Annotated in this window: 16 protein-coding genes; 12 read left to right on the top strand and 4 right to left on the bottom strand. The window is 57.4% G+C overall.

The features are described from left to right. The first annotated feature begins 12 nt into the window (after positions 1-12). The 4 genes from glyQ (at position 13) to QLG10_RS01070 (ending at position 4,403) form a co-directional block, all read left to right on the top strand. Entirely contained in the window at positions 13-966 is a 954-nt protein-coding gene (gene glyQ, locus QLG10_RS01085; RefSeq protein WP_003213601.1) for a glycine--tRNA ligase subunit alpha, read from the top strand. Further along, positions 963-3,017 (top strand): glycine--tRNA ligase subunit beta, encoded by a 2,055-nt coding sequence (gene glyS / locus QLG10_RS01080; RefSeq protein ID WP_110748371.1) that lies wholly within the window; start codon positions 963-965, stop codon positions 3,015-3,017. The genes glyQ and glyS overlap by 4 nt, the downstream gene beginning before the upstream one ends. A gap of 6 nt (positions 3,018-3,023) precedes the next feature. Then, positions 3,024-3,557, top strand: coding sequence for a D-glycero-beta-D-manno-heptose 1,7-bisphosphate 7-phosphatase (gmhB, locus tag QLG10_RS01075; RefSeq protein WP_110748369.1), 534 nt, complete (start codon positions 3,024-3,026; stop codon positions 3,555-3,557). Positions 3,558-3,623: 66 nt separating this feature from the next. Next, complete coding sequence (locus QLG10_RS01070) at positions 3,624-4,403, top strand: lysophospholipid acyltransferase family protein (RefSeq protein WP_110748366.1); 780 nt, start codon at positions 3,624-3,626, stop codon at positions 4,401-4,403. A 264-nt stretch (positions 4,404-4,667) separates the two neighbouring features. On the opposite strand, the gene gyrB is transcribed toward QLG10_RS01070, so the two are convergent. From gyrB to dnaA, 4 genes are read right to left on the bottom strand one after another with little or no spacing between them, the layout of a single operon-like run. Beyond that, the gene (gyrB, locus tag QLG10_RS01065; RefSeq protein ID WP_282485279.1) at positions 4,668-7,085 is read right to left on the bottom strand and encodes a DNA topoisomerase (ATP-hydrolyzing) subunit B; all 2,418 of its coding nucleotides are present in this window, start codon (positions 7,083-7,085) and stop codon (positions 4,668-4,670) included. A 5-nt stretch (positions 7,086-7,090) separates the two neighbouring features. Continuing rightward, complete coding sequence (gene recF / locus QLG10_RS01060; RefSeq protein WP_008064628.1) at positions 7,091-8,194, bottom strand: DNA replication/repair protein RecF; 1,104 nt, start codon at positions 8,192-8,194, stop codon at positions 7,091-7,093. A gap of 20 nt (positions 8,195-8,214) precedes the next feature. After that, a complete protein-coding gene (gene dnaN / locus QLG10_RS01055; protein ID WP_020797992.1) occupies positions 8,215-9,318 on the bottom strand; it encodes a DNA polymerase III subunit beta in 1,104 nt (367 codons plus the stop codon). 38 nt (positions 9,319-9,356) lie between these two features. Further along, positions 9,357-10,874, bottom strand: a complete 1,518-nt coding sequence (dnaA, locus tag QLG10_RS01050) for a chromosomal replication initiator protein DnaA (RefSeq protein ID WP_033041071.1) — start codon at positions 10,872-10,874, stop codon at positions 9,357-9,359. Between the two features lie 567 nt (positions 10,875-11,441). On the opposite strand from dnaA, the gene rpmH reads away from it, so the two are divergent. The 8 genes from rpmH to QLG10_RS01010 all read left to right on the top strand — a co-directional run bounded on the left by rpmH (position 11,442) and on the right by QLG10_RS01010 (position 19,270). Continuing rightward, positions 11,442-11,576, top strand: coding sequence for a 50S ribosomal protein L34 (gene rpmH, locus QLG10_RS01045; protein ID WP_003213577.1), 135 nt, complete (start codon positions 11,442-11,444; stop codon positions 11,574-11,576). A gap of 16 nt (positions 11,577-11,592) precedes the next feature. After that, positions 11,593-11,994 (top strand): ribonuclease P protein component, encoded by a 402-nt coding sequence (gene rnpA, locus QLG10_RS01040; protein ID WP_197677877.1) that lies wholly within the window; start codon positions 11,593-11,595, stop codon positions 11,992-11,994. Beyond that, positions 11,987-12,232, top strand: coding sequence for a membrane protein insertion efficiency factor YidD (gene yidD / locus QLG10_RS01035; RefSeq protein ID WP_080725322.1), 246 nt, complete (start codon positions 11,987-11,989; stop codon positions 12,230-12,232). Before rnpA ends, yidD begins: the two co-directional genes overlap by 8 nt. Before the next feature lie 2 nt (positions 12,233-12,234). Beyond that, complete coding sequence (gene yidC, locus QLG10_RS01030) at positions 12,235-13,914, top strand: membrane protein insertase YidC (RefSeq protein ID WP_110748363.1); 1,680 nt, start codon at positions 12,235-12,237, stop codon at positions 13,912-13,914. A gap of 79 nt (positions 13,915-13,993) precedes the next feature. Then, a complete protein-coding gene (gene mnmE / locus QLG10_RS01025) occupies positions 13,994-15,364 on the top strand; it encodes a tRNA uridine-5-carboxymethylaminomethyl(34) synthesis GTPase MnmE (protein WP_110748361.1) in 1,371 nt (456 codons plus the stop codon). Positions 15,365-15,914: 550 nt separating this feature from the next. Next, positions 15,915-17,813 carry a tRNA uridine-5-carboxymethylaminomethyl(34) synthesis enzyme MnmG gene (mnmG, locus tag QLG10_RS01020; RefSeq protein WP_110748358.1) on the top strand — a complete coding sequence of 633 codons (1,899 nt, stop codon included), beginning with the start codon at positions 15,915-15,917 and terminating at the stop codon, positions 17,811-17,813. Further along, a complete protein-coding gene (gene rsmG / locus QLG10_RS01015) occupies positions 17,810-18,454 on the top strand; it encodes a 16S rRNA (guanine(527)-N(7))-methyltransferase RsmG (protein WP_008064612.1) in 645 nt (214 codons plus the stop codon). Before mnmG ends, rsmG begins: the two co-directional genes overlap by 4 nt. 18 nt (positions 18,455-18,472) lie before the next feature. Next, the gene (locus tag QLG10_RS01010; protein WP_008064610.1) at positions 18,473-19,270 is read left to right on the top strand and encodes a ParA family protein; all 798 of its coding nucleotides are present in this window, start codon (positions 18,473-18,475) and stop codon (positions 19,268-19,270) included. The last annotated feature ends 1 nt before the right edge of the window (position 19,271 follow it).

Below are 19,271 nucleotides of genomic sequence, written 5' to 3'. Positions count from 1 at the left end.
CAGGTGAATTTCGTGAGCCAGCCTACGCCAGCCGTGCGTACCTTCCAAGACTTGATCCTCGCCCTCCAGCAATACTGGGCCGAGCAAGGTTGTGTGGTACTTCAGCCCTACGATATGGAAGTAGGCGCCGGCACTTTCCACACCGCTACATTCCTGCGCGCCATTGGCCCGGAAACCTGGAACGCCGCTTATGTACAGCCAAGTCGTCGCCCGACTGACGGCCGCTACGGCGAAAACCCGAACCGTCTGCAGCACTACTACCAGTTCCAGGTGGTGCTCAAGCCGAACCCGGACAACTTCCAGGAACTGTACCTGGGCTCCCTCAAGCACGTGGGCCTGGACCCATTGGTGCATGACATTCGGTTCGTCGAAGACAACTGGGAATCGCCGACCCTCGGCGCCTGGGGTCTGGGCTGGGAAGTCTGGCTCAACGGCATGGAAGTGACCCAGTTCACCTACTTCCAGCAAGCGGGCGGCATCGAATGCTACCCGGTAACCGGCGAGATCACTTACGGCCTCGAGCGCCTGGCCATGTACCTGCAAGGCGTGGATTCGGTCTACGACCTGGTCTGGGCTGACGGTCCGTTCGGCAAAGTGACCTACGGCGACGTGTTCCACCAGAACGAAGTGGAGCAGTCGACCTACAACTTCGAACACGCCAACGTCGAGAAGCTGTTCGAATTGTTCGATTTCTACGAAAGCGAAGCCAAGCGCCTGATCGAACTCGACCAGCCGCTGCCGTTGCCGAGCTACGAAATGGTGTTGAAGGCGTCCCACACCTTCAACCTGCTGGATGCGCGCCGGGCGATTTCCGTGACCGCGCGTCAGCAATACATCCTGCGTGTTCGCACCCTGGCGCGTTCCGTTGCGCAAGCCTACCTGCTGGCTCGCGCCAAGCTGGGCTTCCCGATGGCGACCCCGGACCTGCGTGACGAAGTACTGGCCAAGCTGGAGGCTGCACAATGAGTGCTCTGGATTTTCTGGTTGAATTGGGCACTGAAGAACTGCCACCCAAGGCCCTGAACACCCTGGCCGAGGCATTCCTTGCCGGTATCGACAAGGGCCTGCAAGCTGCAGGCCTGAACTACGAGACCAAAACCGTATATGCCGCGCCGCGCCGTCTGGCGGTGCTGATCACCTCGCTGGCCACCCAGCAGCCGGATCGCAGCATCAACCTCGATGGCCCGCCACGCCAGGCCGCGTTCGACGCCGAAGGCAACCCGACTCAAGCGGCACTGGGCTTTGCCAAGAAATGCGGGGTCGACCTGAGCGAAATCGATCAGAGCGGTCCGAAACTGCGTTATAGCCAGAGCATTGCTGGCAAGCCGACCGCGAGCCTGCTGCCGACCATTGTCGAAGATTCGCTGAACGACCTGCCGATCCCGAAACGCATGCGTTGGGGTGCCCGCAAGGAAGAATTCGTGCGTCCGACTCAATGGCTGGTGATGCTGCTCGGCGACCAGGTCATCGATTGCACCATCCTTGCCCAGAAGTCTGGCCGCGACTCCCGTGGTCACCGCTTCCACCATCCAGAAAGCGTGCGCATCGGTTCGCCGTCCAGCTACCTGGCCGACCTGCGTGCCGCTTACGTGCTGGCCGACGCCAACGAGCGTCGCGACATCATCAGCAAGCGCACCGAAGAGCTGGCCACCCGCCAGGAAGGCACGGCGATCGTTCCGCCAGCGCTGCTCGATGAAGTGACCGCGCTGGTCGAATGGCCGGTGCCGCTGGTGTGCTCGTTCGAGGAACGTTTCCTCGACGTGCCACAAGAAGCGCTGATCACCACCATGCAGGACAACCAGAAGTACTTCTGCCTGCTGGATGCTGAAGGCAAGTTGCTGCCACGTTTCATTACCGTGGCCAACATCGAAAGCAAAGACCCGCAGCAGATCATCGCCGGTAACGAAAAAGTGGTTCGCCCACGCCTGACCGACGCCGAGTTCTTCTTCAAACAAGACAAGAAGCAGAAGCTCGAAGAATTCAACCAGCGTCTGCAGAACGTGGTGTTCCAGGAAAAACTCGGCAGCGTCTACGACAAAGCCGAGCGCGTTTCCAAGCTCGCCGCCTACATCGCTGCGCGCATCGGCGGCAACGCTTCGTGGGCCGCTCGCGCAGGCTTGCTGTCGAAATGCGACCTGGCCACCGAAATGGTCGGCGAGTTCCCGGAGATGCAAGGTGTCGCCGGCTACTACTACGCCCTCAATGACGGCGAGCCGGAAGATGTCGCCCTGGCCCTGAACGAGCAATACATGCCGCGCGGTGCCGGTGCCGAATTGCCTGCCACCCTGACCGGTGCGGCCGTGGCCATCGCCGACAAGCTCGACACCCTCGTGGGGATTTTCGGGATCGGCATGCTGCCAACCGGTAGCAAAGACCCCTACGCCCTGCGCCGTGCCGCCCTGGGCGTGCTGCGTATCCTGATCGAGAAACAACTGGATCTGGACCTGAACGACGCCGTGGCGTTCGCCGTGAATGCGTTCGGTGCCAAGGTCAAAGCTGCCGGCCTCAACGATGCGGTACTGGAATTCATCTTCGACCGTCTGCGTGCCCGTTATGAGGATGAAGGCGTCGATGTGGCCACCTACCTGTCGGTTCGTGCCTTGAACCCGGGTTCGGCCCTGGACTTCGACCAGCGCGTGCAAGCGGTGCAGGCTTTCCGCAAGTTGCCGGAAGCGGCGGCCCTGGCGGCGGTGAACAAGCGCGTATCGAACTTGCTGAGCAAGGTCGAAGGCTCGGTACCGACCGTGGTGGAAGCCAAGTACTTCGACAATGCCAACGAGTTCTCCCTGTACTCGGCGATCCAGCAGGCTGACCAGGCTGTCCAGCCTATGGCCGCGGCACGTCAGTACAGTGAATCGCTGGCTCGCCTGGCTGCATTGCGCGAGCCGGTGGATGCGTTCTTCGAAGCGGTGATGGTCAATGCGGAAGACGCCAATGTGCGCGCCAACCGTTATGCACTGCTGGCGCGCCTGCGTGGCTTGTTCCTCGGCGTCGCCGATATTTCGTTGCTGGGGTAAGACTGTTTGAAACTGCTGATTCTCGATCGGGACGGGGTGATCAATTACGACTCCGACGCTTACATCAAGTCGGTGGAGGAGTGGATTCCACTCCCCGGTTCGATCGAAGCCATCGCGCAGTTGAGCAAGGCTGGCTGGACGGTGGCGGTTGCCACCAACCAGTCGGGCATCGCTCGCGGCTATTACGATCTCGCCACCCTCGACGCCATGCACGAGCGCTTGCGCTCACTGGTGGCGGAGCAGGGTGGTGAAGTCGGCCTGATCGTCTACTGCCCGCACGGGCCGGACGACGGCTGCGATTGCCGCAAACCCAAACCCGGGATGTTGAAAAGCATCGCCGCACATTACAACGTATCGCTGACTGATCTATGGTTTGTCGGCGATAGTCTCGGTGACCTGGAAGCCGCCAAAGCCGTCGATTCTCAGCCAGTTTTAGTTAAGACCGGGAAAGGCGAAAAGACTTTGGGCAAGACCCTACCGTCAGGCACTTTGATTTTCGACGATCTGGCGGCGATTGCCGCAGAACTTATCCACAATTAGAGCGCTTTCGACAGATCGGGAGTGCGCTTGAACAGTCGGGCAGTGCCCGTAACGGTAAACGTCGCCATGTCGATACTGCAGGCCATCAGAACATTTCTCTTTTACCTGCTGCTGGGCACCAGTTCCCTGCTGTGGTGCAGCCTGAGTTTTTTTATCGCGCCCTTTCTGCCGTTCAAGGCGCGCTATCGGTTCATCAACGTGTATTGGTGCCGCTGCGCCTTGTGGCTGAGCAAGGTGTTCCTGGGCATTCGCTACGAAGTGAAGGGTGCCGAAAATGTTCCGGCACAGCCCTGCGTGATTCAGTCGAACCACCAGAGCACCTGGGAGACTTTCTTTCTCTCGGCCTATTTCGAGCCCTTGAGCCAGGTCCTCAAGCGCGAACTGCTCTACGTGCCTTTTTTCGGCTGGGCCATGGCCATGCTGCGCCCGATCGCCATCGATCGGGACAACCCGAAAGCGGCACTCAAGCACGTCGCCAAGAAAGGCGATGAATTGCTCAAGGATAACGTCTGGGTGCTGATTTTCCCCGAAGGCACGCGCGTTCCCTACGGCACCATCGGCAAATTCTCGCGAGGCGGTACGGCGTTGGCCGTAAATGCCGAGCTACCGGTGCTGCCGATTGCACATAACGCTGGCAAGTTCTGGCCAAAAAACGGTTGGGCGAAGAAGCAGGGTGTCATCACCGTGATCATCGGCGCGCCGATGTATGCCGAAGGAAGCGGACCACGCGCCATCGCCGATTTGAACGATCGGGTTCAAGCCTGGAACGAGCAGATGCAGCGGGAAATGGGCTCTCTGCCACCGGCTCCACAAGCCCCTGCTGCCAACGATCAGGTGGTTGTCTGAGGTTCTGTGGATAACCTGTGTACCGTTTGTGAGAAAAGTGCTGTTTTTTGATTCTAACTTGATGATTTATATAGATATTTCTTAAACCATAAAAAAACCGAAAAACGTGCATAAGTTTTTTTTGGGCGCAAAAAAACCGGCTGATATAGCCGGTTTTTTTATGCCTGTAATGTGGGTGTTTCACACTCGCAGAGGATTTATTTTTTACCACAAAAAAGGCCAACGCTCGACGTTGGCCTTTTTTATTTGGCGATTGAACCGGGATCAGAAGTCCAGGTTGGAAACCGCCAGGGCGTTGCTTTCGATGAAGTCACGGCGAGGCTCGACCGCATCACCCATCAGGGTGTTGAAGATCTGGTCCGCGCCAATGGCGTCCTCGATGGTTACTTTCAGCATCCGGCGAACGCTTGGGTCCATGGTGGTTTCCCAGAGCTGGTCCGGGTTCATTTCACCCAGTCCTTTGTATCGCTGAATGGTGTGGCGCTTGGTGCTTTCACCCATCAACCATTCCAGGGCTTCCTTGAACTCGGTGACCGCTTTCTTACGTTCGCCACGCTGGATGTATGCTCCATCGTCGAGCAGAGTGCTCAACTGAGCGCCCAGGGATACGACGGTCTTGTAGTCGTTGCTGCCGAAGAAGTCGCGGTTGAACGTGACGTAGTTCGACAGACCGTGGGAGATCAGCTCGACCTCTGGCAGCCAGACATTACGCTCACGGTCTTCACGCAGGCTGGCCTTGTAGACCAGGCCAGACTTCTCGACGGTGCGCAGACGCACTTCATACTGGGCCAGCCAATCCTGCATCGCTGCGTGATCGGACAGTTGCTCCAGGCTCACGGCCGGCAGGTAGATGAAGTGCTCGGTCAGTTCCTGTGGGTACAGGCGCGACAGACGCTTGAGGGTCTTCATCACCAGGCGGAAGTCATTCACCAGGCGCTCAAGGGCTTCGCCGGAGATGCCCGGTGCCTCTTCATTCAGGTGCAGGCTCGCATCTTCCAGGGCCGACTGCGTCATGTACTCTTCCATGGCGTCGTCGTCTTTGATGTATTGCTCTTGCTTGCCTTTCTTGACCTTGTACAGCGGTGGCTGGGCGATATAGATGTAGCCGCGCTCGATCAACTCTGGGAGCTGACGGAAGAAGAACGTCAGAAGCAGGGTACGAATGTGCGAACCGTCGACGTCAGCATCGGTCATGATGATGATGTTGTGATAACGCAACTTGTCGATGTTGTACTCTTCGCGACCGATGCCGCAGCCGAGCGCGGTGATCAAGGTGCCCACTTCCTGGGACGAGATCATCTTGTCAAAACGTGCCTTCTCGACGTTCAGGATCTTACCCTTGAGCGGGAGGATCGCCTGGGTCTTGCGGTTGCGTCCCTGCTTGGCGGAGCCGCCAGCAGAGTCACCTTCCACGAGGTACAGTTCGGAGAGGGCAGGGTCCTTTTCCTGGCAGTCAGCCAGTTTGCCCGGCAGGCCGGCAATGTCCAGCGCGCCTTTACGGCGGGTCATCTCACGGGCCTTGCGCGCCGCTTCACGAGCACGTGCCGCGTCGATCATCTTACCGACAACCAGCTTGGCTTCGTTCGGGTTTTCCAGCAGGAAGTCGGAGAAGTACTTGCCCATTTCCTGTTCGACCGCGGTCTTCACTTCGGAAGAGACCAGCTTGTCCTTGGTCTGGGAGCTGAACTTCGGATCCGGCACTTTTACCGAAATGATCGCAGTCAGGCCTTCACGGGCATCGTCACCGGTGGTCGCGACCTTGTGCTTCTTCGCCAGGCCTTCGGCTTCGATATACGTGTTGAGGTTACGCGTCAGGGCGGAACGGAAACCCACCAGGTGAGTACCGCCATCGCGCTGCGGAATGTTGTTGGTGAAGCACAACAGGTTCTCGTTGAAACTGTCGTTCCACTGCAGGGCGATTTCCACGCCGATGCCGTCTTCGCGCTGGATGTTGAAATGGAACACCTGGTTGACCGGGGTCTTGTTGGTGTTCAGGTATTCAACGAACGCGCGCAAGCCGCCTTCGTACTTGAACAGTTCTTCCTTGCCGCTGCGCTCATCCTTGAGGACGATGCCGACACCGGAGTTGAGGAAGGACAGTTCACGAATCCGCTTGGCCAGGATGTCCCAGCTGAAGTGGATGTTCTTGAAGGTTTCGCTGGAAGCCTTGAAGTGGATCTGGGTGCCGGTGGTTTCGCTGTCACCAACGATCTTCATCGGTTCCTGCGGAACACCATGGACGTAGGTCTGTTCCCAGATCTTGCCGCTGCGGCGAACGGTGAGGACGAGCTCTTCAGACAGGGCGTTCACTACCGACACGCCTACACCGTGCAGGCCGCCGGATACCTTGTAGGAGTTGTCATCGAACTTACCGCCGGCGTGCAGCACGGTCATGATGACCTCGGCTGCCGAAACGCCTTCTTCCTTGTGCACGTCTACCGGGATGCCACGACCGTTGTCTTTGACGGTGATGGATTCATCCGGGTGAATGATGATGCTGATGTCGTCGCAGTGGCCGGCGAGCGCTTCGTCGATCGAGTTATCGACCACCTCGAACACCATGTGGTGCAGACCGCTGCCATCGTCGGTGTCACCAATGTACATACCGGGACGTTTGCGTACGGCATCCAGGCCTTTCAGCACTTTAATGCTCGTTGAGTCGTACGTATTTTCTTCGCTCAATGCCTTCACTCCCGATGGTCGTGGGTCTGGGTGATACGGCCCTGTTCCACGTGGAACAGGGCGACTGGCGTTTCCGTCTGCCAGCCTTCCCTCAATAATTCGTGGTCTACACAGGTGATAAACACCTGGCAGCGTAAGTCTTCCAGCAAGCGGCAAAGCGCACGGCGATGCTGCTCGTCCAGTTCGGACGGCAAGTCATCCACCAGATAAATACACTGACCGCGTCGGGCCTGGCTGACCAGGTGACCTTGGGCAATCCGCAATGCGCAGACCACCAACTTTTGCTGTCCTCGGGACAGGATGTCCGCGGCATTGTGAGCGCCCAATCTGAGGCGCAAATCAGCTCGTTGCGGTCCTGCCTGGGTATGCCCCATCTGCTGATCCCGCTGAAGGGATCCGGCGAGCACAGCGCTCAGTTCACGGTCTTTGTCCCAGCCCCGGTAATAGCTGAGCGTTAGGCCCTCAAGCTCAACCAGTTCGCTCAAGGTCTGTTCAAACACCGGTTTCAAGGCTTTGATATAGGCGCGGCGGTATTCATCTATTTCAGCGCTGGCCTGGCACAGTTCCCTGTCCCAAACCGCTTGCGAAACGGCGTCAAGTGTACCATGCCGCAGCCAAGAGTTTCTCTGGCGCAGGGCCTTCTGCAGGCGTTGCCAGGTAGACATGAAACGAGGTTCCACGTGGAACACGCCCCAGTCGAGGAACTGTCGGCGAATCTTCGGCGCCCCCTCCAGCAAGCGGAAGCTGTCCGGGTTGATCAACTGCAGCGGCAGGATCTCGGCCAGTTGCGCCGCGCTACGCGCGTTCTGCCCGTCGATCCGGATCTGGAACTCCCCCTGGCGGTCCCGCGAAATGCCCAAGGCGCTGTGTCCGCCTTCGGCGAGTTCGACCTGGCCGAATACCGTGCACGCCAATTGTTCGTATTGAATGACAGGTAACAGGCGGGTGCTGCGAAACGAACGCGCGAGCCCCAGCAGATGAATGGCTTCCAGGACACTGGTTTTGCCGCTGCCGTTGGCGCCGTAAAGAATATTGATTCGGGGGGAGGGGGAGAAGGTCACCGGATGCAGATTGCGCACCGCGGTGACCGAGACGCGACTTAAGGACATCTAGCTTCTGCTGAACATGATTACAGACGCATCGGCATGACGACGTAGGCCGAGTCGTCGTTGTCAGACTCTTGTACCAGCGCACTGCTGTTGGAGTCGGACAGGATCAGGCGGACCTGCTCGGTGGTCATCACGCCCAGTACGTCGAGCAAGTAGCTGACGTTGAAGCCGATTTCCAGGGAGCCGCCGTTGTACTCCACGCCAACTTCTTCTTCCGCTTCCTCCTGCTCCGGGTTGTTCGCCTGGATCTTCAGCTGACCAGGAGCCAGTTGCAGGCGGATGCCGCGGTATTTTTCGTTGGACAGGATCGCGGTGCGGCTGAATGCCTCGCGCAGCGCCTGACGATCACCCAACACCAGCTTGTCCCCGCCTTTTGGCAGAACACGCTCGTAGTCCGGGAATTTGCCGTCTACCAGTTTCGAGGTGAAGGTGAACTCACCGGTGGTTGCGCGAATGTGGTGCTGACCCAGGACGATGCTGACGATACCGTCCGGCTCGGTCAGCAAACGTGCCAGTTCAAGGATACCCTTGCGCGGCACAATCACCTGATGGCGGTCCGGTTGGCCGATATCAGCCTGCATCGAACACATCGCCAAGCGGTGACCGTCGGTGGCCACGGCGCGAATAACGCCTGCCGAGACTTCCAGCAGCATGCCGTTGAGGTAGTACCGTACGTCCTGCTGGGCCATGGCGAAGCTGGTGCGCTCGATCAGGCGACGCAGTTTGGATTGTTCCAGGCTGCACGTCAGCGAACCCGGACCTTCTTCCACGGTAGGGAAATCGTTGGCTGGCAAGGTCGAGAGGGTGAAGCGGCTCCGGCCGGCCTTCACTACCAGCTTCTGTTCATCGACCTTGATGTCGATCAGCGCGTCGTTCGGCAGGCTTTTGCAGATATCCATCAGTTTACGTGCAGGCACGGTGATGGAACCTGTTTCAGCAGGCTCTTCGAGCTGCACTCGACCAACCAGCTCGACTTCAAGGTCGGTACCGGTCAGCGACAATTGCTGGCCTTCGACAACCAGCAGCACGTTGGAGAGCACCGGCAAGGTCTGTCGGCGCTCGACGACGCCTGCGACCAGTTGCAGGGGTTTCAACAGGGCTTCGCGTTGAATGGTGAAATGCATGGTCTAGTCCCTTGCCTTAAAAGCTGCGCTGGTGTTCATCAAGTGGTCAGTGTACGCAGCAGGTTCTTGTAGTCCTCGCGGATGTCCGCGTCGGATTCCTTAAGTTCGTTGATCTTTCGGCAGGCGTGCAAAACAGTCGTGTGGTCACGCCCACCAAACACATCACCGATTTCCGGCAAGCTGTGGTTGGTCAGTTCCTTGGACAACGCCATGGCGACCTGACGTGGGCGGGCAACCGAACGTGAACGACGTTTGGACAGCAAATCCGAGATCTTGATCTTGTAGTACTCGGCGACGGTGCGCTGAATGTTATCCACAGAGACCAGTTTGTCTTGCAGCGCCAACAAATCCTTCAGGGACTCGCGAATCAGCTCAATGGTGATATCGCGACCCATGAAGTGCGAATGGGCGATCACGCGTTTGAGCGCGCCTTCCAGTTCACGGACGTTGGAGCGAATGCGTTGGGCAATGAAGAACGCTGCATCGTGGGGCAGATCGACTTTGGCCTGGTCGGCTTTCTTCATCAGGATCGCGACACGGGTTTCCAGTTCCGGCGGCTCCACAGCCACCGTGAGGCCCCAGCCGAAGCGAGACTTCAGGCGTTCTTCAAGGCCTTCAATTTCTTTCGGGTAGCGGTCACTGGTAAGAATGACCTGCTGGCCACCTTCAAGCAGAGCGTTGAAGGTGTGGAAAAACTCTTCCTGGGAACGTTCCTTGCGGGCGAAGAATTGAATGTCATCGATGAGCAATGCATCCACCGAACGGTAGAAGCGCTTGAATTCGTTGATCGCGTTCAACTGCAGAGCCTTGACCATGTCGGCCACGAAGCGCTCGGAATGCAGGTACACGACCTTGGCGTTCGGATTCTTCTTTAATAGGTGGTTACCCACAGCGTGCATCAAGTGGGTTTTACCCAAGCCTACACCACCATAAAGGAACAACGGGTTGTAACCGTGCTTGGGGTTGTCCGCCACTTGCCAGGCTGCGGCCCGGGCCAGTTGGTTGGACTTACCCTCGACAAAGTTCTCGAAGGTAAAGGTGCGGTTCAGGTAGCTGGTGTGCTTGAGCGCGCCTTCCACCTGGACGGTACGTTGCTCGGCGCGAACCGGAGCCTGTTGCGAACTGGCGCCGGCCATGGGGTCGAAGCTGTCACGCGAAGGTTCTTGCTCGCTGACTTCAGCGGGCTTGGGCGTCGAACGCTTGTTCGATGGTGCAGGAGGTGGCACAGCCGCAGGCGCGGCAGCAGCCTGAACCTGGGAGGCCGCCGCTGCGGCCAGTGGTGCATTCGGCGCAGCGCGCGGAGCAGAACTGCGTTTGCTGCCTATTAATAAGGAAAGCGCAGGCGCCATACCGTTGCCGTGCTCGTCGAGCAACTCGAGGACGCGACTCAGGTATTTCTCGTTGACCCAGTCCAGGACGAAACGATTGGGTGCATAGACACGCAACTCGTCGCCTTCGGCTTCGACCTGTAGTGGACGGATCCAAGTGTTGAATTGTTGGGCAGGCAGCTCATCGCGCAAAAGCTCCACGCACTGCTGCCAAAGTTCCACTGACACGGAGATCCCCTAAGTTGAAAGCCGGTGAGGCAAAAACAAGCGGCCATTGTAACGGCCAGACGCCGACTTATCCACACGTAGGTGAGTCGTGCACCGAGAAGAATCACGGTTCTATACGGCAAAAAGACGACCAATGGTCTGTGCATAAGGTCTGTGGATAACCCCCTCTAAGCTCATTGCACAAGTGGGGGCGAAACTCGGTGGATAACCTGGCTGTGGATAAGACTGCCTTTCACACACAGGTTTTCCGACAGCGCAGCACAGGCTGAACACGGTTTTCCACTGTAGTTGTCATTCTCTGTACAGCTTGTACAACAAGGGCTGAGGCCAGTTATCCACAGATGAGGGCGACCCTAGCCTTTATAAGCTTTACAGAAAAGCTTTAAATACTTTCCTTCTTTATTTTTATGTTTGTCGAAGGATCAGGGCCGAACAAAACCTCTGGAGATCTATTTATAAGGAAACGTTGGTTGGAAATTGACCTAGAGGCTTGCTTTCTCTAGAATCCCCGGTCTCTTAAAACGGGGGCCATTCCGGCCCGTTGTGGACGAACCAGGTAACACGACAATGAAACGTACTTTCCAACCAAGCACTATCAAACGCGCTCGTACCCACGGTTTCCGTGCTCGCATGGCTACCAAGAACGGCCGTGCCGTTCTGTCGCGTCGTCGCGCCAAAGGTCGTGCGCGTCTGGCAGTTTGATAAGCCGGCACTGGAGGTGAGTCAGGACTTCAGTCGGGAAAAGCGTCTGCTTACTCCCCGGCATTTCAAGGCAGTCTTTGACTCCCCTACCGGCAAGGTACCGGGGAAAAATCTCCTGCTCCTTGCGCGCAACAACGATCTTGATCACCCCCGTCTCGGGCTGGTTATCGGGAAAAAGAGCGTAAAGCTCTCCGTCGAGCGCAATCGCCTCAAACGTCTGATGCGCGAATCGTTTCGCCTGAACCAGGATTTGCTGGTCGGCTGGGACATCGTTATCGTCGCGCGCAAAGGTTTGGGTGACGTAGAAAACCCCGAATTGATTCAGCATTTCGGCAAACTCTGGAAGCGTCTGGCACGCAGCACGCCGGTACCAGCAGTCAAAACCGAAACTGTAGGGGTAGACAGTCCAGATGCGTAAACTGGCACTCGTTCCGATCCAGTTTTATCGCTACGCCATTAGTCCCCTAATGGCCAGTCACTGTCGTTTCTACCCCAGTTGTTCCTGCTACGCGTTAGAAGCCATTGAAAATCATGGCCTTCTGCGCGGTGGCTGGCTGACCTTTCGTCGTTTAGGTCGCTGTCATCCGTGGAATCCCGGTGGTTATGACCCGGTTCCATCTATCCCTACCTCCCGTTCTTCTTCGATGGCCGAGTAATCATGGATATCAAACGCACGATCCTGATCGTCGCCCTGGCAATCGTGTCCTACGTTATGGTTCTTAAATGGAACCAGGACTATGGCCAAGCTGCCTTGCCGACTCAGAATGTTGCTTCCAGTACGACCGCACCGGGCCTCCCGGATACGGCCACTGGCAATAAAGCGTCCGTCAGTGACGACATTCCACACGCCGCAAACGATACCAGCGCACCTGCCGAAACTCCGGTTGCTGCAAGTACCGACCTCATCCAGATCAAAACGGATGTGCTCGATCTGGCCATCGATCCACAAGGTGGTGATGTCGCACAACTGAGATTGCCGCTGTATCCACGTCGCCAGGACCATCCGGAAATTCCATTCCAGCTGTTCGACAACGGCAACGAGCGGACATATCTGGCGCAAAGTGGCCTGATTGGCAGCAACGGCCCGGATGCAAGTCCTGCTGGTCGTCCGGTTTACTCGGCGGAGAAGAAGGTTTATCAACTGGCTGATGGCCAGAACCAACTGGTCGTGGATCTGAAATTCAGCAAGGACGGCGTCAACTACATCAAGCGTTTCACCCTGAAACGCGGCCTGTATGACGTAACCGTTTCCTACCTGATCGACAACCAGAGCGCACAGCCCTGGTCGGGTGCAATGTTCGCGCAATTGAAGCGCGATGCCAGCTCCGATCCGTCTTCCAGCACCGCCACTGGTACCGCGACTTACCTGGGCGCTGCCCTGTGGACAAGTTCGGAACCGTACAAGAAAGTGTCCATGAAGGACATGGACAAGGCTGCGCTTAAAGAAACCGTTACCGGAGGCTGGGTTGCCTGGTTGCAACACTACTTCGTGACCGCGTGGATTCCGGCGAAGGGCGAAAACAACGTCGTTCAGACCCGTAAAGACAGCAAAGGCAACTACATCATCGGTTACACCGGTCCATCTTTGACCGTTGCACCGGGTGCCAAGGCTGAAACCAGCGCTGTCCTGTACGCCGGGCCGAAAAGCCAGGCTGTCCTGAAAGAGTTGTCCCCAGGTCTGGAACTGACCGTCGACTACGGCATCCTGTGGTTCATCGCACAACCGATCTTCTGGTTGCTGCAACACATCCACGCGATTGTGGGTAACTGGGGCTGGTCGATCATCTTCCTGACCATGCTGATCAAGGGGATCTTCTTCCCTCTGTCGGCCGCCAGCTACAAATCCATGGCGCGCATGCGTGCAGTAGCGCCGAAACTGGCTGCACTGAAAGAGCAACATGGCGATGACCGGCAGAAAATGTCGCAAGCCATGATGGAGCTGTACAAGAAAGAGAAGATCAATCCGCTGGGTGGTTGCTTGCCAATCCTCGTGCAGATGCCGGTATTCCTTTCGCTGTACTGGGTTCTGCTGGAAAGCGTTGAAATGCGCCAAGCGCCGTTCATGCTGTGGATTACCGATCTGTCGATCAAGGATCCGTTCTTCATTCTGCCGATCATCATGGGTGCAACCATGTTCATCCAGCAGCAGTTGAACCCGACTCCACCGGATCCGATGCAGGCCAAGGTGATGAAGCTGATGCCAATCATCTTCACCTTCTTCTTCCTGTGGTTCCCGGCCGGTCTGGTGCTGTACTGGGTAGTGAACAACTGCCTGTCGATCGCCCAACAGTGGTACATCACTCGTAAGATCGAAGCAGCTGCCAAAGCGACTGCCTGACTTACACTGTGGGTAACCACTCAAAACGCCCCCTAGTGGGGCGTTTTGCTATCTGTCACTTTTGTCTGGATACCGGTTTATGAGCGCTCCTCGTGAAACCATTGCCGCCGTCGCCACCGCTCAAGGTCGGGGTGGTGTAGGCATCGTTCGTATTTCCGGGCCGTTGGCCAGCGTTGCGGCCGAGGCCTTTAGCGGTCGTGTGCTCAAGCCGCGATTCGCTCACTACGGCCCGTTCCTCGGTGAAAACGACGAAGTGCTCGATCAGGGCATCGCGTTGTATTTTCCCGGACCGAACTCTTTCACTGGCGAAGATGTGTTGGAGTTACAGGGGCACGGAGGCCCGGTTGTTCTGGATATGCTGCTTCAACGCTGTCTTGAACTTGGCTGTCGTCTGGCCCGACCGGGAGAATTCAGCGAACGTGCGTTCCTGAACGACAAGCTCGACCTGGCCCAGGCCGAAGCCATCGCCGACCTGATCGAAGCCAGTTCTGCTCAGGCGGCCCGCAACGCATTGCGCTCCCTGCAAGGCGCCTTTTCGGCTCGTGTGCATAACCTTACGGAGCAACTCATCGGGTTGCGTATTTATGTCGAAGCGGCGATCGACTTTCCGGAAGAGGAAATCGACTTCCTGGCCGACGGTCACGTACTGGGCATGCTCGACAAGGTGCGCGATGAGTTATCCACCGTGATGCGGGAGGCCGGACAGGGCGCCTTGCTGCGCGACGGCATGACCGTGGTCATCGCCGGTCGTCCGAATGCGGGTAAGTCCAGCCTGCTCAATGCGCTGGCCGGCCGTGAAGCGGCCATCGTCACCGAGATCGCCGGCACCACGCGGGACGTCCTTCGCGAACATATCCACATCGATGGCATGCCGCTGCACGTGGTGGATACCGCCGGGTTGCGCGATACCGACGACCATGTGGAAAAAATTGGTGTTGAGCGGGCATTGAAAGCCATCGGCGAGGCCGATCGGGTGCTGCTCGTCGTCGATGCAACCGCGCCGGAAGCGCTCGATCCATTCGCACTATGGCCTGAGTTCCTCGAAACCCGCCCAGATCCGGCGAAAGTCACGTTGATCCGCAACAAAGCCGACCTTACAGGCGAAGCCATGGCCTTGGAAGTCAGCGATGACGGGCACGTCACCATTAGCCTCAGCGCCAAGTCTGCAGGTGTTGGCCTGGAGTTGCTGCGCGACCACCTGAAGGCTTGCATGGGCTATGAACAAACCTCGGAAAGCAGCTTCAGTGCTCGCAGGCGCCACCTGGAAGCATTGCGTCATGCCAGTGCATCCCTTGAGCACGGCCGCGCGCAATTGACCCTGGCGGGTGCCGGAGAATTACTTGCCGAGGATTTGCGCCAGGCTCAACAGTCGCTGGGAGAAATCACCGGTGCATTCAGCTCCGATGACCTGTTGGGACGAATTTTTTCCAGCTTCTGCATCGGTAAATAGTCTTTCTGTTATCTACAGGCAGGCCGTCCTGGCCTGTCTGCCCCCTCCATTTTCAAAACCATCCCTCCAGTGTCGAGCAGATTTTTCTGCTTGAGCGGCTTTTCCTTGCCCGACTTTCTTTCGATCGACGCTTTTCTGTGGATTAAGCCCTGTTAATAACCGCGGCTAAAGGCAGTTGATAACAGGGCCTCAAAACTGAAGATAACCGCCCCTGTGGATAAGCACCCCATTCATCCACAGGCTTAAACCGGTTATCCAAGGGCCTCATTGGCACATGACCACAGGGTTTTGAATCTCTGTACACAACGTATTTATTGGGCTGTAGCAATCTATCCACAGAAAGGTCGGTCAGTAGAAATAAACATAAAAACAAAGATTTAATAAATTTCTCTCTTTTTAATTTCTATAACCGCCACTTTTCCACAGCTGGTTAAATTTTGTGCAAAGGGTTCTTTAGGAAGGGCGAAGTCCCTATACTTGTCGACCAGGTCCGAAAACCTGAGCTCAAACTATTCCTGAATTACCTAATTAAGCAGGCACGAGGTGCGTGGTGGATTTCCCTTCCCGTTTTGAAGTGATCGTCATCGGCGGCGGTCATGCCGGTACCGAGGCAGCACTGGCCTCAGCACGTATGGGGGTCAAGACCCTATTGCTGACGCATAACGTGGAAACCCTCGGTGCCATGAGTTGCAACCCGGCCATTGGCGGGATCGGCAAAAGCCATCTGGTCAAGGAAATCGACGCCCTCGGCGGTGCGATGGCCATTGCTACCGATAAAGGCGGCATCCAGTTTCGCGTGTTGAATAGCCGCAAAGGCCCAGCCGTACGTGCAACCCGTGCTCAGGCGGACCGGGTTCTGTACAAGGCGGCCGTACGCGAAATCCTGGAAAACCAGCCGAACCTGTGGATATTTCAACAGGCAGCTGATGACTTGATCGTCGAGCAAGAACAAGTCCGGGGTGTTGTCACCCAAATGGGCCTGCGTTTCCTCGCCGATTCGGTGGTTTTGACCACAGGTACCTTCCTTGGTGGACTTATCCACATCGGTTTGCAGAATTTCTCCGGCGGTCGCGCGGGTGATCCGCCATCGATTGCGCTGGCTCAGCGTCTTCGGGAATTGCCACTGCGTGTTGGTCGCCTGAAAACCGGAACACCGCCGCGTATCGACGCACGGTCTGTGGATTTTTCCGTGATGACCGAGCAAGCAGGCGATACACCGATTCCGGTGATGTCGTTCATGGGGTCCAAAGAGCAGCATCCGCGACAGGTCAGTTGCTGGATAACCCACACCAATGCACGGACTCACGAAATCATTGCCGCGAACCTCGACCGTTCGCCGATGTATTCCGCTGCCGGTGAGATCGAAGGCATCGGTCCGCGTTATTGCCCATCGATCGAAGACAAGATTCATCGTTTTGCCGACAAGCAAAGCCATCAGGTTTTCATCGAACCGGAAGGCTTGACGACAAACGAGCTGTACCCGAACGGAATCTCCACCTCCTTGCCGTTCGATGTGCAGTTGCAGATCGTGCAATCGATCCGCGGCATGGAAAACGCACACATCGTGCGTCCTGGCTACGCGATCGAATACGACTATTTCGACCCGCGTGACCTGAAGTACAGTCTGGAAACCAAAGTCATCGGCGGTCTGTTTTTTGCCGGGCAAATCAATGGCACCACCGGTTACGAAGAAGCTGGCGCCCAGGGTTTGCTGGCCGGGACCAACGCCGCACTGCGTGCCCAAGGAAAAGACGCCTGGTGCCCGCGTCGGGACGAAGCCTACATCGGCGTATTGGTCGATGACCTGATTACGCTCGGGACCCAGGAGCCGTACCGGATGTTCACCTCCCGTGCCGAATATCGCCTGATCCTGCGTGAAGACAACGCTGACCTGCGCTTGACCGAAAAAGGCCGCGAATTGGGTCTGGTCGATGACGCGCGTTGGGCGGCGTTCTGCAAAAAACGCGAAAGCATCGAGCTGGAAGAGCAGCGTTTGAAAAGCACCTGGGTACGGCCGGGCACCGAACAGGGCGATGCGATTGCCGAAAAATTCGGCACGCCACTGACCCATGAATACAACTTGCTCAATCTGCTGAGCCGTCCGGAAATCGACTACGCTGGTCTGATCGCCGTGACCGGTGGGGGCGCAGAAGATCCACAGGTTGCCGAGCAGGTCGAAATCAAGACCAAGTACGCGGGTTACATCGACCGCCAGCAGGATGAAATCGCCCGTCTGCGGGCCAGTGAAGACACAAAACTGCCTGTGGATATCGATTACACAAACATTTCCGGCCTGTCCAAAGAGATCCAGAGCAAGCTCGGCGCGACCCGTCCAGAGACATTGGGTCAGGCGTCACGCATCCCGGGCGTGACACCGGCAGCCATTTCCCTGTTGATGATTCATCTGAAAAAACGCGGCGCGGGCCGTCAGTTGGAGCAAAGCGCTTGAGTTCGTTGGTCACCCCGCAACACGCAGAAGAGTTATCCACAGGCGCTCGTCAGCTCGGTGTCGCTCTGACCGAAACCCAGCATGCACAGCTGTTGGGTTATCTGGCCCTGTTGATAAAATGGAACAAGGCCTACAACCTCACCGCGGTCCGCGATCCCGACGAAATGGTGTCCCGTCATTTGCTCGATAGCCTGAGCGTGATGTCGTTCGTCGAAAACGGTCGCTGGCTCGACGTTGGAAGCGGTGGCGGTATGCCGGGCATTCCCCTGGCCATCCTCTTTCCCGAGTCACAAGTGACCTGCCTGGACAGCAACGGCAAGAAAACCCGCTTCCTGACACAGGTCAAGCTCGAGCTGAAACTGGATAACCTGCAAGTTATCCACAGTCGCGTCGAAGCGTTCCAGCCTGCACAACCCTTCAACGGGATCATCTCCCGGGCCTTCAGCAGCATGGAAAACTTCAGCAACTGGACGCGCCACCTCGGTGACACCGATACACGCTGGCTGGCAATGAAGGGCGTTCATCCCGCCGATGAGCTGGTAGCATTGCCGACAGACTTCCACCTCGATAGCGAACACGCCCTGGCCGTTCCTGGTTGCCAAGGCCAACGCCATCTGCTGATACTGCGCCGCACGGCATGATTGGGAACACAAGCAAGAATGGCTAAGGTATTCGCGATAGCGAACCAAAAGGGTGGTGTGGGCAAGACCACCACCTGTATCAACCTCGCAGCATCCCTGGTCGCAACCAAGCGTCGGGTATTGCTGATCGATCTCGATCCACAGGGCAACGCCACCATGGGTAGCGGTGTGGATAAACACGGCCTGGAAAACTCGGTCTATGACCTGTTGATCGGGGAATGCGACCTGGCCCAGGCCATGCATTTCTCCGAGCACGGCGGTTACCAGCTGTTGCCGGCCAACCGGGACCTGACCGCGGCCGAAGTGGTTCTGCTGGAAATGCAGATGAAGGAGAGCCGCCTGCGCAGTGCGTTGGCCCCGATCCGCGAAAACTACGATTACATTTTGATCGACTGCCCGCCGTCACTCTCGATGCTGACCTTGAACGCACTGGTAGCCGCCGACGGGGTGATTATCCCCATGCAGTGCGAGTACTTCGCACTCGAAGGCTTGAGCGACCTTGTGGATAACATCAAGCGCATCGCCGAGCTGCTCAATCCGAACCTCAAGGTTGAAGGCCTGTTGCGTACGATGTACGACCCGCGCCTGAGCCTGATGAACGATGTATCGGCCCAGCTCAAGGAACACTTCGGCGATCAGCTGTACGACACGGTCATTCCGCGCAACATTCGCCTGGCGGAAGCGCCGAGCTACGGCATGCCGGCCCTGGCGTACGACAAATCATCGCGCGGTGCCGTGGCCTATTTGGCCCTGGCGGGCGAAATGGTCCGTCGCCAACGCAAAAACTCACGCATCGCCGCTGCTCAGGCAACTTAAG

Source organism: Pseudomonas sp. V98_8 (genome assembly GCF_029967975.1).
GTDB classification, from domain to species: Bacteria; Pseudomonadota; Gammaproteobacteria; order Pseudomonadales; family Pseudomonadaceae; genus Aquipseudomonas; species Aquipseudomonas umsongensis.
This window is presented reverse-complemented; position numbering and strand designations above follow the sequence as displayed.